The sequence below is a fragment of the Nocardioides sp. F233 genome (assembly GCF_057813895.1).
Genome location: NZ_JBVASH010000001.1, coordinates 436231 through 452951, shown reverse-complemented (window position 1 = coordinate 452951; position 16721 = coordinate 436231). Strand labels below are relative to the sequence as shown.

Genomic DNA, 16721 nt, shown 5'->3' with positions numbered 1-16721 from the left:
GCCGGGGCGGTGCGGGCTGGTCTCAGCCCGCGCCTCCCGGCAGGCTGGCGAGCAGCTTGTCGAGGTCGAGCACCAGATCGGGGTCGGGCGCCTCGATCGTCGCCTTCTCGTCGATGTCCGAGAACTCGAAGTGGTCGACCTCGGACTCGTCGATGCGCAGGACGTAGTGCGGCTCGGCGACCCGGATGGTGAGCACCTCGCGCTGCGAGCCCTCGGTCTGCTCGATCTTCACGCCCTGCTCGCCGTTGACGGTGGTGGTACCGAGGCTCTTCGCCACGGCGTCCTCCCGGCCGTCGCGCTCGAGCAGCTCGTCGAGGTCGCAGAACGCCTCTGTGCTGTCGGTCATCGAGTCGTCGACGACCCACTTGTCGCCGATCAGCGGCAGCACGAAGCCCGCCGTACCCGCGCCGACGACGCCGTCCCAGAACGTGGCGTCGGCGCGCAGCCAGGTCGTGTCGCCGACGTGCAGGATGTCGGCCGTGCCGCCGGAGGTGCTGGACGTCAGCGTGCCCTTGCAGTCGCCGCGGGTCGTGGAGACGACGTCGACCCGGACCGTGTCGTCGCCGTCGGCGAACTCGCCGCGGATCCGGGCGGTCTCCACGACCGACATGTCCTTCTGCGACGCGCGGACGATCTCCTTCGCCGGCAGGTCGAGGAAGGAGTCGCCCCCGCCACCCGGGGCGCTGTCGCGGGTCAGCAGGGCCACGGCGACGCCGATCCCCGCGGCCAGCAGCACGGCGAGCACGGTGACGAGGAGCCAGGTCCGCAGCCCGGGGCCGGTACGCCGCGCGGACGGCGGGGCGGCGAACGGCAGCGGCGCGGGAGTGGGCGGTGGGGGCGGCGGCATCGTGGTCGCCGGAGCCGGCGTCGGCGTGGGCGTGGGCGCCACGGGCCGGGCGAGCGGGCGCAGCGCGGTGGCGCCCTGCTCCTCGGGCTGCGCGACACCGGGCGTGACCGGGAGCCGCAGCGCGGCCTGCAGGTCGGCGCCCATCTCGGCAGCGCGCTGGTAGCGCTCGCCCGGGTCCTTGGCCATCGCGGTGCGCAGGATCCGGTTGGTGGCGTGCACCATCGCGCTGGTCCCGGCCAGCTGCGGGACCGGGTCGCGGACGTGGGCGGCGATGATCTGGTACTCCGAGTCCCCGCGGTACGGCGGCCGCCCGGTCAGGGTCACCCACAGCAGGCACCCCAGGGCGTACAGGTCGCTGACCGCGCTGGCGCGCGCACCGCCGTGCAGCTCGGGCGCCATGTAGGACGGCGTACCGGCCGTCGAGGAGCTGAACCGGGTCGCGTCCGCGTTCATGCGGCGCGCGATGCCGAAGTCGGCGAGGTACGCGCGGACCGAGCCGGGCCGCCGGCGTACGAGCACGTTGCCGGGCTTGATGTCGCGGTGCACCAGCCCCGCATCGTGCGCGTCGGCGAGTCCGCTGGCGACCTGCTCGATGATCTCGAGCGCCTCCACCAGCGACGGCACGCCCTGGCTGCGGATCAGCTGACCGAGGTCACCGCCGGAGATCAGCTGGCTGGCGATGTAGAGGTAGCCGTCCTCCTCGCCGTGCGCGTAGACCGCGACGACGTGAGCCGACTCGAGCGAGGCCTGGGCCCGTGCCTCGCGGGTGAACCGCTCGCGGAACTCGGGGTCGTGCGCGAACAGCGGCGCGATGACCTTCAGCGCCACCTCGCGGCCGAGGTTCTCCTCCAGCGCCCGGTAGACCACGCCCATGCCGCCCTGGCCGAGCTGCTCGAGGATCCGGAACCGCCCGATCCGGGCGCCGACGGCCGTGGGCTCGCGCGGGCCACCGGGACCATCGGGGCCGGAGGACGAGGACACCCCTCTGTTCTACCGGACCAAGAGATCCCGCACGTAGGCGCCGCCTGCTGCGCGCCGCGACACACGGGCGCTGGCGGCGTTGGCGTCGCTCGATGGGCGGACAAGCACGACTTCGCTCCGCCGCCATGCCATCACCCGCGTCTCGCGACGCTCGCGACGACGCCGCCCACGTGCGGAATCTCCTGGACCACAGCGCGACGTTGACGAGGAGCGCGGCGCTGCCCGCCGGACCGACCAACCCCCCAGTTGTCCCCGAGAGCACGGTCCGGAGCGGGGATGGAGCGCCGCGGCTCCTCGTGACCGGGCTCGCTCCCCCACGGTGCGAACCCGGTCCCGATTCTCCCGGCCCGCGTGGGTGCAGCGGTACCAGCGGAATGGAGGACAGCCGCAGTCCTCCGTGATCGGCTGCGGTCCGGCAACCGCGCTCCTAGCATCGACGTGTGGAGGGGAACCCGCGGCCGACGCGCGACTTCGCGGCGTCCGTCGAACGCGGCCTCCACATCGCGATCGGCGTCGTCATCCTCGCCAAGACGACGGTCTTCGGCGCCGCCCTGACCGAGCGGACGTCGTACGACGCCCGCGACGTGCTGCTCTCCCTGGCCGTGGTCGCGTGCGTGGGCACCGCCGGTGTGCGCTGCGTCCTGGGCCGGCCCGGCCGCGCGGACGTGCTGCTGTGCACGCTCGCGATGGTCGCCGGTGCGCTGCTGCACCAGGGCGCGGTCCCGCTGGCAGGCGCCGCGGACTCACCGATCATCCACCTCGTCGAGCCGATGCTGCTCGTGGTGGCCGCACGGTTGCCGGCCGCGACGATCCTCGCGGTGGCCGGCCTGTACGTCCTGCTGCGATGGGAGACCGGCCGCACCGCCGCGTCGCTGCAGTACGGCGTCCAGGAGGCCGCGTTCATCACCGGCACCGTGCTCGCCGTGTTCGTGCTGGTCGGCCTGATGCGGCGCACCTCCGCGCGGGCCGAGCAGGCACTGCGCGCGGAGGGGTCACGGCTGGCGGCCGAGGACGACCGTGCCGAGGTCGAGGCGACGGCGTTCGTGCACGACGACCTGGTGCCTGCACTGCTCTCCGTCGCGAGCCTGCCGCGCGCCGAGCCCACCCTGGCCGCGGCCGCCGACGCGCTGGACGGGCTCAGCACCGAGACACCGACCTGGTCGCGGGCGCAGCTCGCCGAGCAGGTCCGGGCGGCAGCGGACAGCAGCGGGCTCGACGTGCTCCTGGTCGTGCGGGGCCGGCGGACCGCCGTACCCGAGGACGTGCGCGACGCCCTGGTCGGCGCCGTGCGCGAGGCCCTGCGCAACGTCGCCCGGCACAGCGGCGGGCACCGGGCGACGATCACCCTCACGCAGCGGCCGGGCCGGATCCGGCTCACCGTCGAGGACGACGGCGTGGGCTTCGTCGTCACGCCGGGGGTCGGCCTGCGCGTGGCGGTCACGGGGCGGGTCGAGGCGGCGGGCGGCACCGCGCTCGTCACGAGCACGCCGGGCGGGGGCACCCTGGTCACCCTCGGCTGGCGCGCCCACCGGGTGGCTCGGCTCCTCGGCCTCTCCGCCGACACCGACACCTTCGCCCGGGCGGCCGTCGGGCGGCCGGGGCGCGCAGCGCTGCGGATGTGCGGGGTCCTCATGGCCGGGTACGCCGTCTCCGGGCTGCTGCTCGCGGCCGACGGCGTGCGCCAACCCGCCACCTGGGCCGGTGCCGCCGTCGTCGCGGTCCTGGTCGCGGGGCTCGCGCGGCGGATCGACCGCGGTCCGGTGTCGGCCGCCACCCTCGTCGTCGGCGGCCTGGTCCCCGCCACGGTGCTCACCCTCGTGCTGCCCACCGTCTCGGTCGGCGGCCTCGGCGGGCTGGAGTCGTGGATCGTCGAGTTCACCGCCCTGCCCGCGATGGTGCTCGCCTGGACCGCCTCGCTGCGGGTGGTCGCCCTGCTCCTCGTGCCGAACGGGATCGCGATCACGGTGGTCGCCCTCCAGGCGGGCGTCGCGGCGGCGGACCTCCCCCACCTGCTCTTCGTCCAGCCGCTCAACACCTTCTTCGTGGCCGTGATCATCGGCGTGTGCCGTCGAGCCGGCCTGGTCCTCGCCGGCCTCGGCGCCGGCCCCGGCCGGGACCGCGGCAGCGCCGCGCGCAGCCTCCTCGGCCCGCTGCTGCCCGAGGTCGAGCGCACCCTCGCCAAGCCGACCTGCACCGAGACCGCCGCCGGTGCCGCCGTGCTGGCCCACTCGGTGCGCGACTGCCTCTACCTCCCCGGGCCGACCCACCTGGCACTGCGCGAGGAGCTGCACCAGCTGCGCCGTACCGGCACCCACGTCGTCGTCACCCTCCACCAGGACCTGGCCGCGAGCGCGACCCTGGCCAGCGCGATCGCGGTGCTGCGCGCCGTCGCCCCCGGCCGGGTGACACTCTCCGGCACCGCCCTGCAGACCAGCTTGGTCGTCGTACCCGCGGTTCCGGCTGCCGCCGCCGACGCCCTCACCGCGGCGCTGCCGCGGACCTGGGTGGCGACCTTCGACCCCGACGCCACGCTGCTCACCGGGCCGCCCGGGGAGCTCGAGGTGGCGGCGGTGAGTGCGGTCAGCCGTCCAGGTGGCCGTCAGCCCGCGCCCGACTGATCAGACCGTGCACGTTGCCGGTCTCGACCCCACCTTCGCGGTAGGCCTTCGCGGCGCGGGCGAGGTGCTCGCGGACGGTGACCTCACCGATGCCGAGCTGGCGGGCGACCAGGCGGTAGGGCAGGCCGGCGCTGACCGCGCGCAGGATCTCGATCTGCCGCGGCGAGAGCCGGGCGCCGACGTCCTCGTCGGACAGCAGCATCGTCGCCAGCTGGCTCGAGCAGGCCAGCTCGCCCGCCACCGCGTCGCGGATCGACTGGGCGATCGACTCGACCGGATCCACCTTGAGGATGAGTCCCGCGGCGCCGGCGTCGATCGCGCGGCGTACCGGCACCGGCCGCTCCTCGGCGGTGAACAGCACCACCACCAGGCCGTGGGCGACCAGCGTCGCCACGGTCTCGTCGGCCGCCGGCTGCCCGGGGATCCGCATGTCGAGCAGGACGACGTCGAGCCCGTCGGATGCTCGCGCCAGGAGCTCCTCGGCCGAGCCCGCGATCGCCACCAGGCGCATGTCCGGAGCGGTCTCGGCGAACGCAGCCCCGAGACCCAGCAGCACCACGGGGTGGTTGTCGATCGCGCCCACCCGGATCACCCGGTTCACGGGGGCGATTATCCGCAAGTGTCCGTCACAACGTGTCTGGATTCCGCCGTTCTTTGCGTAGGTCGCCCTCCGTTGCCGCTCGGGTCTAGACCAGTACCCGTTCCTGCGGGCTGGCCGGACCAGCAGGTACGTCGCCACCCTCACGGAACCCGTGCCGCTCCCACCATCGGGCCAGCGGCGCGGGCGCCCACCAGTTCCAGCGGCCGAGGAGCTTCATCGTGGCCGGTACGAGCAGCGCGCGGACGACGGTCGCGTCGACCAGGATGGCGACCAGCATGCCGAGGCCCAGCATCTTCATGAACACGACGCCGCTGAGGCTGAACGCTCCGATCACGACGGCCAGCAGGAGGGCGGCGCTGGTGATGATCCGGCCGGTCTTCTGGACGCCGGTCTGCACCGCGAGGTCGTTGTCGCCGGTCGCGTCCCACTGCTCGCGGACCCGGGACAGCAGGAACACCTCGTAGTCCATCGACAGGCCGAACAGCACCGCGAGCATGACGATCGGATTGGTGAGGTCCAGGAAGCCCTGCGGCGTGAACCCGAGCAGGTCGGCGAGGTGGCCGTCGCTGAAGATCCAGGTCACGACGCCGAAGGAGGCGGTGATCGAGAACCCGTTCATGAGCACCGCCTTCAGCGGCAGCACGACCGAGCCGAACGCCAGGAACAGCAGCACCAGCATCACGCTGACGACGATCAGGCCCATCAGCGGCAGGTGGTCGCCGACCGAGCCGGCCAGGTCGACGGTGTCGGCGGTCAGACCACCCACGAGGGCGTCGGAGCCCTCAGGCGCGGCTACCGCGCGCAGGTCGCGGACCATCTGCTGGGAGTGGTCGGTCTGGCTGTTGCCCTCCCACGCGGCCCGCAGCAACGTGGTGTCGCCCTCCTGGGCGACGGGGCGGACGTCGACGACGCCGTCGACGTCGGCCAGGGCCTTCTCGTACGACGCCACGCCAGCCTCGTCCGCACCCTGCACCAGGATGTTGGCGGTCGAGCGCTCGGGACCGAAGTCGCTGTTGAGCCGCTCCGAGGCCTGGTGGGACGGGGTGTCCGAGGGCAGCACGCGGTAGTCGACGCTGCCCCACTTCACGCCGAGGAAGGGCGAGGCCACCGCGAGCAGGACCACCACGACGGCGGTCGCGACCACGACCGGGCGCCGCATCACGGCGCGGGCCAGCCGGGCCCAGGCACCGTGGCCGGTCTCGACCGGGGTGGCCCGCTGCAGGAACGGGATCCGGATCGCGTCGATCCGGGTGCCGAGCAGTGCCAGCACGGCCGGGAGCACGGTGAGCGCGGCGACCATCGCGATGAGGACGGCCGCGATGCCGCCGTACCCGATCGACTTGAGGAAGGTCTGCGGGAAGACCAGCAGCGAGCTCATCGCGGCGGCGACGGTCAGCGCCGAGAACGCGACCGTGCGGCCGGCGGTGGCCATGGTGCGCACGACGGCGCCGCTCGTGTCGTCGGGGTCGCGGGCGATCTCCTCGCGGAACCTGGAGACCACGAAGAGCGCGTAGTCGATCGCCAGGCCGAGCCCCAGCAGGGTGATGATGTTGGGCGCGAAGATCGACACGTCGACCAGGTGGTTGAGGCCGGCGATCGTGGCGCGGGCGCCGAGCACCGCCACCAGGCCGACCAGCAGCGGCATCAGCGCCGCGACCACGCTGCGGAAGATGATGAGCGACAGGATGAGCACGATCGGCATCGACACCATCTCGGCGCGGAGCAGGTCGGACTTCGTCTCCTCGTTGACGTCCGTGTAGACGGCGTACGGTCCGGCGAGCTCAGTGTGCAGCGAGCTCTTCTGGACGGCGGGACGCATCTCGTCGAAGGAGTCGATGAAGTCGTTCTGGCTGTCACCGGCAAGGGAGACGTAGACCGCGGTCGCATGGCCGTCCTTGCTGACCATCGCCGGGTCCTGGACGTCGTACCAGGTGAGCACGGAGACCACGCTGTCCTGCGGGATCGCCGCGACGGTGCGCTGGACCTCGGCCCGGAACGCCGGGGCGGAGGCTTCCTCGTCGTCGCTGGAGAAGATCACGATGGCGTCGATCGACCGGTTGCCGAAGGTCGAGCGCTCGAGCGCCAGCTCGCGGGCCGACTGGGTGCCGGGGTCGTCGAAGCCGCCGGCCGACAGCTTGTCCTCGAGCCCGACGCCGGCGATCGCGGCGAGCGCGGTCACACAGAGCCCGACCAGCAGGACCGCAACCGCCCGGCGCACGACCAGGGCACCCCATCGCTCGATCATGTCGACTCCTCCCGGAGGCCCGAGTAAACCTCTGTCAGTTTCGTGAACGGTGTTAACCGTAAACGGTGTAAACTCTGGTCGTCAAGTGTTCACCCCGCTGACCCGGGCCATCTCGAGGAGTCCTGTGCCGCACCTCCGCGCACCCGCCACCCGCAGGGAACGTCAGCGCGAGGCGACGTACGACGAGATCGTCGAGGTCGCCGCCCGCCTGCTCGACGAAGGCGCGGACCTGTCACTGCGCGCGGTCGCCGCAGGGATGGGGATGACGGCACCGGCGCTGTACCGGTACGTCGCGAGCTACCAGCAGCTCGTCGACCTGGTCGCCTTCGAGCTCGACAAGGCGGCGACCGCCGAGTGGGCCGAGGCCGCCGCCCGGTTCCCGGAGGACGACCCGGCCGCGCGCCTGGCCGTGGCGTGCGCGCGCTTCCGGCAGTGGGCGCTGGCGAAGCCGCGGGAGTTCGCCCTCGTGTTCGCCAACCCGGTCGCCGAGGCCGACAGCGATCGCCGCGGCCTGCTCACCCTGTCGACGTCGGGTCACTACTTCACCGACCTGCTCTGGCAGATCTGGGAGATCTACCAGTTCCCGTACCCGGCGCTCGACGACCTCGACCCCGTCATCCGTGAGGCCGTCCTCGACCCGCTCATCCCGGCCAAGGCCGACCACATCCCGCCCGAGGACCGTGGCCTGCTGTGGATCTACATGCGCGCCTGGTCGGCGCTCTACGGCGTCGTCACCCTCGAGTCCACGGGCCACTGCGACCCACGGGTCATCGAGTCCGGCCAGCTCTTCCGCGCCACGCTGCTCGACTGGCTCGAGCCCCTCGGCCTGCGCCACGAGCGGGAGCGGATCATCACGATCCTCGACGAGGAGCTCGCCCGCCCCTGACGGGTCGGCCGTGGCCGGCTGGGGTCAGCGCCGGACCTTGACCTTGGCGCTCGTCCATCGGGTGCTCGCGAGTCCAGGGGCGCTGGCGGTCACCCGCACCGAGATCCTCGCGCCGCGGTCCTTGCCGGTGACCCGGTACGACGCCTTCGTGGCCTTCGCGATCGGCTTGCCGTTGCGCAGCCACTGGTAGGCCACCTTGAAGGGCGCCGGGGACCAGGCGGCGCCCTTGAGCTTGAGCACCCTCCCGACCTGCGCCTTGCCGGACACCTTCGGTGCGGTCGCCAGCGTGAAGCTGCCGCCGCTGGTCTTGGGACCGGTCTTGCCTCCGTTCTTGTCCGGATACGTCGGCCGGACGGTCTGCAGCGCTGCAGCAGTCCAGTGCGGGTCGGTACCGCCCGCGATGGCCAGCTCCGGCTGCACCGCGCAGTCCAGAGGCGACTGCTTCACGTAGATGCCGTCCACCTCCTGCCAGGCGATCGCGCTGCTGTCGGGGGCGAAGGTCGGGCTCGCGAAGCCGTCCGCGCGATGGGTCGAGCAGGCCGGGTCCGGCGGGGGCGGCGGCGCGCCGAACAGCACGTTGCCCTCGACCTGGTAGGTCCAGATGTGGGACTGGTTCCCCTCCCCCCGCAGGTTGGCGAGCATGGTGCCGTCGCGCGAGACCGCGGGATCGGAGAGCTGGAGGTACTCGCTGGAGTTGTTGCCGTCGTGGAACCAGTGCCGGGTGGCTGCGGCCAGGTCGAAGAGCTGGATCGCGTCGAAGTTGATCCCGTTGACCGCCAGCCGCGATCCCGTCACCCAGCTGGGGTTGCCGTACAAGGTGGTGCCGTAGGCGTCCGGGGAGGTCAGCTGGCCGGCGGCCGTCACGGCGGTCGCCCACCGCGTCTTGCAGGCGAGGCCGGGCGGACAGCTGTAGTGCCGGTAGGAGTAGGCGATCAGGCCGCCGTCGGGCGAGACGGCCGCCCTGTCGACATTGCCGCCGATCACCTGACCGGCGGAGTCACGCAGGTCGGGCGGGTCGAGGAAGGTGAGCACCGTGCCCCACTGGTCCATCCGGTGCACGAGCGTGCCGCGGACGGCCACCACGGTGCCGTCGTCGGCTCCGGTGGGCGAGTGCCACGGCTGTGCGGCGGTGCCGTCGAAGGTGATCCGACGCTCGCCATTGCCGTCGGAGCGGGCGACGTACAGGTCGTGGCCCTTGACGTAGACCAGGGTGCCCGGGCCGGACGTCGCGGCGGCCGGGGTCAGGGCCGGGGTGGTCGCGGTGGCGTCCGAGACAGTCAGCGCCAGCCCGGACAGGGCGAGTGCACCCACGGCACTGCCGGCCAGCGCCCGGCGGGCGAGGGAGGTGAGGGACATGGTGGTTCTCCTTGGTCCAGAGTTCGGCTCAGTGGCTGATGACGCCGGCCGGGTCGTAGGTCTCCCGGACCTGCTCGAGCCGATCGAGTACGTCGGCCGGCCACGCGGCGTCGAGGGCCGTCGGCTGGTTCAGCGAGCCGACGAAGTTGGGCTGGAACCCACCGCTCGCCCACGGCGCCATGGCTCGGGCGAGGCCGCCGACGACCGCAGGCACGGGACCGTCGAACAGCTCGGGGACAGGGGCGCTGACGACGAAGAGCCCGTAGGCGGCATCGCGGCCGGCGACCGAGTCGGGACGAACCGGCGGCGCGGCCAGTCGACCGCCGAGCCGGCGGAGCTCGACCGCGGCGAGCGGGACCCTGGCCTGCGGACCGGCGACGGCGAGCAGCGCCCGGGCTGCGTCGGCGTCGAACGACGCCAGCAGCGCTCCGGCCTCGAGCACCGGCATCGGGTCCTCGGGATCGGCGTGAACAGCGCCGATCGCCGCGACGGGCAGCGTGGCGACGGTGTCGACGAGGGGTCGTGCCACCGCGCGGATCGGCTCGAGCAGGGCGACGGCCGTCTCCTCGTCCCCGACGATCGCGACCCGGACGTGGACCACGAACCGGCCACGCAGGGGTGCCGGCACGCTCTCCAGGTCGGGCAGTCGCAGCAGGGCAACGGAGGTGTTGACCTCCTCGGGCACACCGGCCGACCAGGCGGCCCACGCCCTCAGCACCGCATCAGCGTCGGCGCCGTCGAAGAACAGGCCACCGCCGTACACCGTGGCCAGGCGGACCAGGTCGAGCTCGACGGACGTCACCACGCCGGGGGCTCGCTTGCCGCCGAGCAGGGCACGGAAGAGGTCGGGGTGGCTGCTCGCGGAGGCGGTGAGGAGCTCGCCGCCTCCGGTGACGACCTGGAAGGACCGGACGTGGTCGGTGGCCCAGCCGTAGGTCCGACCGAGCGGGCTGAGCCCGCCGCCGAGGAGATACCCGACGGCACCCACGCCCGGGGCGGATCCCGGCAGCGGGCTGAGCCCGTACGGTGCGGTGGCGGCGAGCACGTCGGCCAGCGTGCTGCCGGCGCCGATCCGCGCCGTGCGGGCCACGGCATCGACCTCCACCCCGGCGAGCTCGCGGGTCAGGAGCGCGACTCCGCCCTCGATGGAGCGGATCCAGCCGTGGCCGGTGCCGACCGGGTGGACCCGCTCGCGGGCACCCGCAGCGCGGCGGACGACCTCGAGCACCTCCCGGGCGCTGCGGGGTACGACGACATCGCGCGGCGTGTGGCGGTGGGCGAGGTTGAACATCGGTAGTGCGTGGTACATGGACGGGCTTTCTCTCAGGGCTCTCGGGCGCTCTCGGACAGCAGGGGTGGCGTCGCCCGGGCGAGGCCACCCCTGCTCGTGGGGGAAGGATCAGCGGCGGGGCACCTTGACCTTCCACACCTGAGTTGCGGGCAGCACGTTCGCGGCGCCGAGGTAGCGCACCGTGAACCGGTGCTTGCCCGGCTTGAGCCGCTTCAGCTTCAGCTTGACCTTCACCAGGCCACCGGTGGTCGTGACGTCCACGGTCCGCAGCACCTTCGCGCCGTCCAGGACCTGCACCTGACCGGTCAACGGCACGCTCAGGCCCGGAGCGATGACCGCCGCCTTGACGACGACCGTCCTTCGGGCCTTCTTCAGCTTCACCTTGCCGGTGACCTGGGCCGCGAAGGTCGTCGTGCCCGGCTTCTGCGACTGGTCGTTCCCGGGGTCCTGCTGGACCGGCTTGGTGACGGTGACCGTCCGGGCCGCCGTCGCGGAGCCGTCGAACACGTCGTTGCCGAGGAACTCCAGCGACAGGCTGTGCTCTCCGACTGCGAGAGTGGTCAGCGCGAAGCGCACGGTGCCGGGGCCGGCCACCTCGACCTCGTCCCCGGTCGGCACGCCATGGTCGAGGAGGCGGACCCGGCCCACGAGCCCGGCCACCTCGAACCCGGGGGTGAGGGTGGCGGCGATGGCGGCCGACGGGTCGCCGTACCGGTGGCCGGTCGTGCCGGGCGTCAGCTCCAGGGTGGTCGGCACCCGGCTCGGCAGCACCTCGAGTGCGGCGACCCGGGTGCTGCTGAACGCGAGCAGCGGCGTCTCGGAGGTGAGGAAGTGGAGCTCCCACCGGCCGGGGTGCGTGGCGGCAAACTGCTGCAGGGAGAAGGAGTGGGGGCCGGGTCCGTCGTAGCCACCCTCCTGGACCACGACGTCGGGACCGCCGGCGGCGGGCTGGGCCAAGAGGGTGTACGCGCCCGCCAGTGGTGCGTCGGGGGCCGTGCTCGCCAGGCTCACCGTCAGGTCGATCGGGCGGTACTGGGCGACCCGCAGGTCGTCGTCGGCCGCCGTCGCGGTCACGCGGGACTTGGCCACGGTGACCGTGAGCCGGCTGCTCTGGATCGAGGTGGTCTCCTTGCCGACGACAAGCGTGACCTGGTAGCTGCCCGGCTTGAACCGCGGCGAGGTCGCCCACGAGATCGACCCCTCCTCGCTGGACGTCGCCAGCACGTCGGTGAGGGGGCTGTTCGGCGAGGGCGTGAGGAAGACCGTCGCGCTGGTCTCCTGGGCGGTGTAGTTGGTGCTGAACCTCAAGGAGAGCCTGCCGCCGTAGGCCGGGGTGGGGCCGACGGACAGCGAGGTGAACTTCAACGCCGGCCCGGTCGGGTCACCGGGGTCGGTGGGGTCGTCGTTGCGCTCGGCATGCGCCGGGGCGACGGTGAGGACGAGCGCCAGCACTGCCAGCAGTGCGGCCCACAGCCCCAAGGGTCGGTGTCGGGGGGATGACATCAGTGCTCCGTTCGGATCGGTGGAATCTCGTCGGGCAGCCTGCGTCGCCGCGCTGGTGGATCGCTGGGCGCCGACACCACCACCACAGTCCCGGCAAAGCCCCAGTCGACTCCCAGTCACGCCCCTACGATGACCAGCGTGCAGATCGATGTGCTGGGCCCCGTCCGGGTACGTCGGGATGCTCGCGAGATCGATCTCGGCACCCCGCGGCAACGCGCGATCGTCGCTGCGCTGGCGCTCGAGCACGGGAAGGTCCTGTCGGTCTCTGGCCTGATCGCCCGAGTCTGGGGTGATCGGCCGCCGGTCAGCGTCCAGGGCACCCTGCAGAGCTACATCGGCCAGCTGCGTCGCGCGCTCGAGCCCGACCGCGGACCGCGGCAGCCGGCTCGGGTGCTGATCACCGAGCACAACGGGTACGCGCTGCGCATTGATCGGGAGCACCGGGACGACGGCATCCTCGTCGACACCGTTGCGCAGGCACGGGAACTGTTGGCAGTCGTGCCCGATCCTCTGCGGCCCAGCGCGCCGACAGCCGTCCGCGACAGCGTCGAGAAGGCACTCGCGACCGTGGACCAGGCCTTGGCCGGGTGGCGCGGCGTCCCGTACGCCGACCTCGACGACGACTCGGACACCAAGGCGGAGCGGACCCGGCTGGAGGACCACCGAGCCGCGGCCGAGGAACTGCGCGTGGTGGCCCATCTGGCGCTGGGACGACACGACCAGATCGCCTCAGCGCTCGAGGCCATGACCCAGGCTCACCCGCTCCACGAACGGTGGTGGACCCTGTGGGCGGTCGCTCTGGCCCGGTCCGGTCGGCAGGCCGACGCGCTCGCGGCGCTGCAGCGCCTGCACGCCGTCCTGGACGAGGAGCTCGGCGTCGAGCCCAGCGCCCCGGTACGCGAGCTCCAGACCGCGATCCTTCGCCAGGACCCATCGGTGACCTGGCAGCGGACTCCGCCACCCGCGACCCGGCTTGTCGCGGCAGGGCCGGCTCTGGAGGAACCAGGAAGTGCAACGGCCCCCTGGCTGTGGCAGCGGGTCCTCGACCCGATGCGGGCGAAGGCGCCGGACGCGGCCGGTGGGGATCTGGCGGCCGCCGCCGACGGCTGGCCAGCGGCACCGCTGCGCGTGGCCGTCGTCGACGACCATCCGGTGTTCCGGATGGGCATGACCGGTCTGCTCGGCTCGCTCGACGGGCTGGAGCTGGTCGGCGCCGCCGGTGAGTCCGCCGGCGCACACGAGCTGGTCGAGCGTGGCGTCGACGTCGTGCTGATGGACCTCGACCTGGCTGGCGAGTCGGGGATCGACCTGACCCGCGCGCTCCTCGCCACCCACCCGGACCTCAAGGTCCTCGTGATGACCATGCACGAGGACGACGAGTACGTGACCGGCGCGCTGCAGGCCGGCGCCGCCGGCTACCTCCTCAAGGCGGCCGAGGCCGGCGACGTGCTGCGCGCGATCCGCGGCGTGGCCCGCGGCGAGCTCATCATCGGCGCCGCCGTCGCCCATGCGGCACGCTCGCGCCTGGCCGGCCCGACGGAGCCCGGATGACCCTCGCCGCTCCTGCCACCGTGCGACGACCGGCCGCGACACGGTACCCACGGGCCGCGCCCTGGACCGCCGTGGCGTGGCTGATCGCGGGCACGGCCTGGTTGATGGTGCTCGGTGCCGTGGCGGCGCTCGTCGCGACCGCGATGAAGCCCGCGGAGGTCGCCAACTGGGTGATGGATCTGGTGACGGCCACGGTCTACGGGATCGTCGTGGTGATGATGCTGCCCCGCTCCCGGCACCCGGTGGTGTGGCTGCTGGCGCTGACCGCGCTGGGGTGCGGCGCCGCCGGCCTGGCGACCGCCTACCTGGCGCTCCCGGGAGGCCCACCCGGCCAGGACCTGGCCTTCTACGCGCAGTACTGGGCCTGGCCGCCCGGCGTGTACGCGACCGTCGTGGTCATCCCGCTCCTCGTCGTTCCGGGCGTCCGGCGGCGCTGGCCCGTGGTGGCGCTCGCGGCGGTGCTGATCACGCTGACGACGCTTCCCGACATGACCGCCGTCGTACCGGGTCTCCCCCACAACGCCCTGGGCATCGACGTGGCCTGGTGGCAGTCGGTTCGCCGTGCCCTCGGGATGTGGCCGCACTGGGCCGTCGCGCTGCTCGGCGCCGCGGAATGGCTCTGGCTGGCGAGCCTCGTGCGCCGCACCCGCGGACCGCGACGACGTGGGCTCACCTGGCTGCTCGCCGGCCACACCGCCATGGTGGCGACGTTCGCGACGTTCGCGGCGTCCCTTGCACCGCTACCGGATGGCTGGGCGGCAGCCGCGACCGAGGCGAGCGGCACACTGCTGCTGCTCGCTCAGCTGTTCCTGCCCGCCGCGCTCCTCGTCCTGGTCCTCGGGCAGCAGCTGTGGGGAGTGGATGCGCGGATCAACCGCACCGTCGTGTGGGCCATGATGACCGTGACCATCGCGCTCTCCTACCTCCTCCTCGTCGGCCTCACCACCTGGCTGATGCCGCACAAGTCCGAGATCGCGCTCGCCCTGGGCGTCGGGCTGGTCGGCCTGGGCTCGGCCCCCCTGCGACAGCTCGTGCAACGTCGCGTGGACGACCTGGTCTACGGCACCGGGACCGATCCCGCGCAGCTGCTCTCGACCACGGAGCGCCGGGGCGAGCACGACGTCGACGGCCTCGCCGCGGCTCTACGCCGCAGCCTGCGTCTGGCCGACGTCCACATCCTGACCGAGCAGCCCGGTAGCGAGCCACGCGACCCTGTCGTGCGCGACGGTGATGTGACGATCACCCTGCGCAGCCGCGGCCGCCGCGTCGGCCTGCTGGTCGCCACGCCCCGTCCGGGCGAGCGGCTGGACCAGCGCACCACGAGGACGCTGACCGAGGTGGCCGGACTCGTGGGAATGACCATCGACCTGACCCAGTCGGTCGACGCGCTGACGGCCGCTCGCCGTCGGATGACGAGCATCAGGCACGAGGAGCGGCGGACCCTGCGTCGGGACCTGCACGACGGCCTCGGCCCGGCGTTGGCCGGCATCCGGCTCGGTCTCCTGGCCGCCCGCGGGCTCCAGCGGCGCGACCCCCGCGCCGCGGACGAGATGCTCGACGCCCTGGAGCACGAGCTGAGCAACCAGGGCGAGGAGGTGCGACGGCTCAGCCGATCCCTGGTCCCGCTGGCGCTCGACGAGGGCGACCTCGCCTCGGCGCTCACGTCGCTGGCGAGCCGGTTCGAGAGCGACGAGCTCGAGGTCCGGGTGAGCGTCCCGTCCGACGTGGATCTCGAGCCCTCGGTCCAGCTCGCGATCTACCAGATGGCCAGCGAGGCGCTGCTCAACGCCCAGCGCCACGCGCGCGCCGGGAGGTGCGACATCGTCCTGCGCCGGCGGGCCGACGCGGGCACCCTGTTCATCGTGTCCGACAACGGCACCGGCATCGGCGAAGGCGCCCTCGAGGGAGTCGGCCTGCGCTCGATGCGCGAGCGGGCCGAGGAGCTCGGCGGGGTCCTTCAGATCACCTCGCCGAGCCCCGGCTCAGGGACCCGGATGGAGCTGCGGCTGCCGCCCGGTCACGCCTGACCGGGCACGTATCGGAAGGCGGCCCGCTGGTGCCGCACGAACCGCGCGCGGGACATGCGGAGGATGAGCGCGAAGACCGGACCGGCCGCCTTGACCAGGCCGGTCACCACCTCGCCCGGGACCTCGTGGACCATCCACGGCAGCTGGAAGCGCAGCTCGCCCATCGTGGGACGACCGCGGAACTCGGTGCGCTCCAGGCGATCCCACTCATCCGCGCCGACGTGCCGCTGGACCAGGACGACGGCCTCGCGCTCCTCGTGGGCGAGGTGGTTGTCGAGCACCTGACGGATCTCGGCGAGGATGTCGACCAACGGGGTCCGCGACTCCTCGTCGGGGCCGACGGTCAGTCGCCGGACCAGGTCGGCACACCGGTCCAGCAGCGGGTCGATCAGGGCGTGCTCAGCTTCCATCGCCGTGAGCACCGCACGGCCGGCACCGTCGCGTGACGCGGTGACCCGCTCGAGGAGCAGGGGCCACAGGACGCGGTCCTCGACCGCGTGGTGCTCGTGCAGGTGGTGGGCGAAGCGCTCCCAGCGCAGGCCGATCTCGCTCCAGGTCGCCCGGTCGTCGACCGGCGTGTGCTCGGCTGCTGCGAGGAGGTCGCGCAGGTCACGGCGGAAGGCGTGGTGCATGAGGTACATCCCGCTCATGTCGCACGGCCCCGGCGGCGACGCCGCCTGGCCCGACAGGAGGAGCGGCGGGTGGTCGGTCGACTTGTCGGTGTGGCTGCTCATGGCGTGAGCGTGCGCGGCGGCACTGGGAGCGGACTGGGGGAGCGTCCGGAACCCGTCACCCGGCCCGGCCGCCCACCTCGA

General features: G+C 73.0%; 11 protein-coding genes. 4 read left to right on the top strand and 7 right to left on the bottom strand.

Going from position 1 to position 16721, the window contains the following annotated elements; all coding sequences use genetic code 11:
* Nucleotides 1-22 precede the first annotated feature (22 nt).
* A complete protein-coding gene (locus ACZYRU_RS02140; protein ID WP_488955430.1) occupies nucleotides 23-1828 on the bottom strand; it encodes a serine/threonine-protein kinase in 1806 nt (601 codons plus the stop codon).
* A gap of 440 nt (nucleotides 1829-2268) precedes the next feature.
* Here ACZYRU_RS02140 and ACZYRU_RS02135 point away from each other — a divergent pair, with 440 nt between their 5' ends.
* Nucleotides 2269-4446 (top strand): sensor histidine kinase, encoded by a 2178-nt coding sequence (locus ACZYRU_RS02135; RefSeq protein ID WP_488955429.1) that lies wholly within the window; start codon nucleotides 2269-2271, stop codon nucleotides 4444-4446.
* On the opposite strand, the gene ACZYRU_RS02130 is transcribed toward ACZYRU_RS02135, so the two are convergent.
* The gene (locus ACZYRU_RS02130; protein ID WP_488955428.1) at nucleotides 4409-5047 is read right to left on the bottom strand and encodes a response regulator; all 639 of its coding nucleotides are present in this window, start codon (nucleotides 5045-5047) and stop codon (nucleotides 4409-4411) included. The two genes, ACZYRU_RS02135 and ACZYRU_RS02130, sit on opposite strands and share 38 nt — an antisense overlap.
* A gap of 85 nt (nucleotides 5048-5132) precedes the next feature.
* A complete protein-coding gene (locus ACZYRU_RS02125; RefSeq protein ID WP_488955427.1) occupies nucleotides 5133-7292 on the bottom strand; it encodes an MMPL family transporter in 2160 nt (719 codons plus the stop codon).
* Between the two features lie 124 nt (nucleotides 7293-7416).
* Between ACZYRU_RS02125 and ACZYRU_RS02120 the strand changes: the two genes are divergently transcribed.
* The gene (locus tag ACZYRU_RS02120; protein ID WP_488955426.1) at nucleotides 7417-8178 is read left to right on the top strand and encodes a TetR/AcrR family transcriptional regulator; all 762 of its coding nucleotides are present in this window, start codon (nucleotides 7417-7419) and stop codon (nucleotides 8176-8178) included.
* Between the two features lie 24 nt (nucleotides 8179-8202).
* On the opposite strand, the gene ACZYRU_RS02115 is transcribed toward ACZYRU_RS02120, so the two are convergent.
* The 3 genes from ACZYRU_RS02115 to ACZYRU_RS02105 all read right to left on the bottom strand — a co-directional run bounded on the left by ACZYRU_RS02115 (nucleotide 8203) and on the right by ACZYRU_RS02105 (nucleotide 12328).
* Complete coding sequence (locus ACZYRU_RS02115) at nucleotides 8203-9534, bottom strand: TolB-like translocation protein (RefSeq protein ID WP_488955425.1); 1332 nt, start codon at nucleotides 9532-9534, stop codon at nucleotides 8203-8205.
* Nucleotides 9535-9562: 28 nt separating this feature from the next.
* Complete coding sequence (locus tag ACZYRU_RS02110; RefSeq protein WP_488955424.1) at nucleotides 9563-10843, bottom strand: FAD-binding oxidoreductase; 1281 nt, start codon at nucleotides 10841-10843, stop codon at nucleotides 9563-9565.
* A 90-nt stretch (nucleotides 10844-10933) separates the two neighbouring features.
* Nucleotides 10934-12328: an Ig-like domain-containing protein gene (locus ACZYRU_RS02105; RefSeq protein WP_488955423.1), complete on the bottom strand. Its 1395-nt coding sequence runs from the start codon at nucleotides 12326-12328 to the stop codon at nucleotides 10934-10936.
* Nucleotides 12329-12466: 138 nt separating this feature from the next.
* Here ACZYRU_RS02105 and ACZYRU_RS02100 point away from each other — a divergent pair, with 138 nt between their 5' ends.
* Together ACZYRU_RS02100 and ACZYRU_RS02095 are read left to right on the top strand one after the other, a co-directional pair.
* Nucleotides 12467-13879, top strand: coding sequence for a BTAD domain-containing putative transcriptional regulator (locus ACZYRU_RS02100; protein ID WP_488955422.1), 1413 nt, complete (start codon nucleotides 12467-12469; stop codon nucleotides 13877-13879).
* Complete coding sequence (locus ACZYRU_RS02095) at nucleotides 13876-15906, top strand: sensor histidine kinase (protein WP_488955421.1); 2031 nt, start codon at nucleotides 13876-13878, stop codon at nucleotides 15904-15906. Before ACZYRU_RS02100 ends, ACZYRU_RS02095 begins: the two co-directional genes overlap by 4 nt.
* Here the strand turns inward: ACZYRU_RS02095 and ACZYRU_RS02090 are convergent.
* A complete protein-coding gene (locus tag ACZYRU_RS02090; protein WP_488955420.1) occupies nucleotides 15897-16640 on the bottom strand; it encodes a hemerythrin domain-containing protein in 744 nt (247 codons plus the stop codon). The two genes, ACZYRU_RS02095 and ACZYRU_RS02090, sit on opposite strands and share 10 nt — an antisense overlap.
* Nucleotides 16641-16721 lie beyond the last annotated feature (81 nt).

Bases quoted from the DNA above. Each gene is read 5' to 3' on its own strand.
- ACZYRU_RS02125 (WP_488955427.1), bottom strand. From the start codon at position 7,292: ATGATCGAGCGATGGGGTGCCCTGGTCGTGCGCCGGGCGGTTGCGGTC.
- ACZYRU_RS02115 (WP_488955425.1), bottom strand. From the start codon at position 9,534: ATGTCCCTCACCTCCCTCGCCCGCCGGGCGCTGGCCGGCAGTGCCGTG.
- ACZYRU_RS02110 (WP_488955424.1), bottom strand. From the start codon at position 10,843: ATGTACCACGCACTACCGATGTTCAACCTCGCCCACCGCCACACGCCG.
- ACZYRU_RS02105 (WP_488955423.1), bottom strand. From the start codon at position 12,328: ATGTCATCCCCCCGACACCGACCCTTGGGGCTGTGGGCCGCACTGCTG.
- ACZYRU_RS02095 (WP_488955421.1), top strand. From the start codon at position 13,876: ATGACCCTCGCCGCTCCTGCCACCGTGCGACGACCGGCCGCGACACGG.
- ACZYRU_RS02090 (WP_488955420.1), bottom strand. From the start codon at position 16,640: ATGAGCAGCCACACCGACAAGTCGACCGACCACCCGCCGCTCCTCCTG.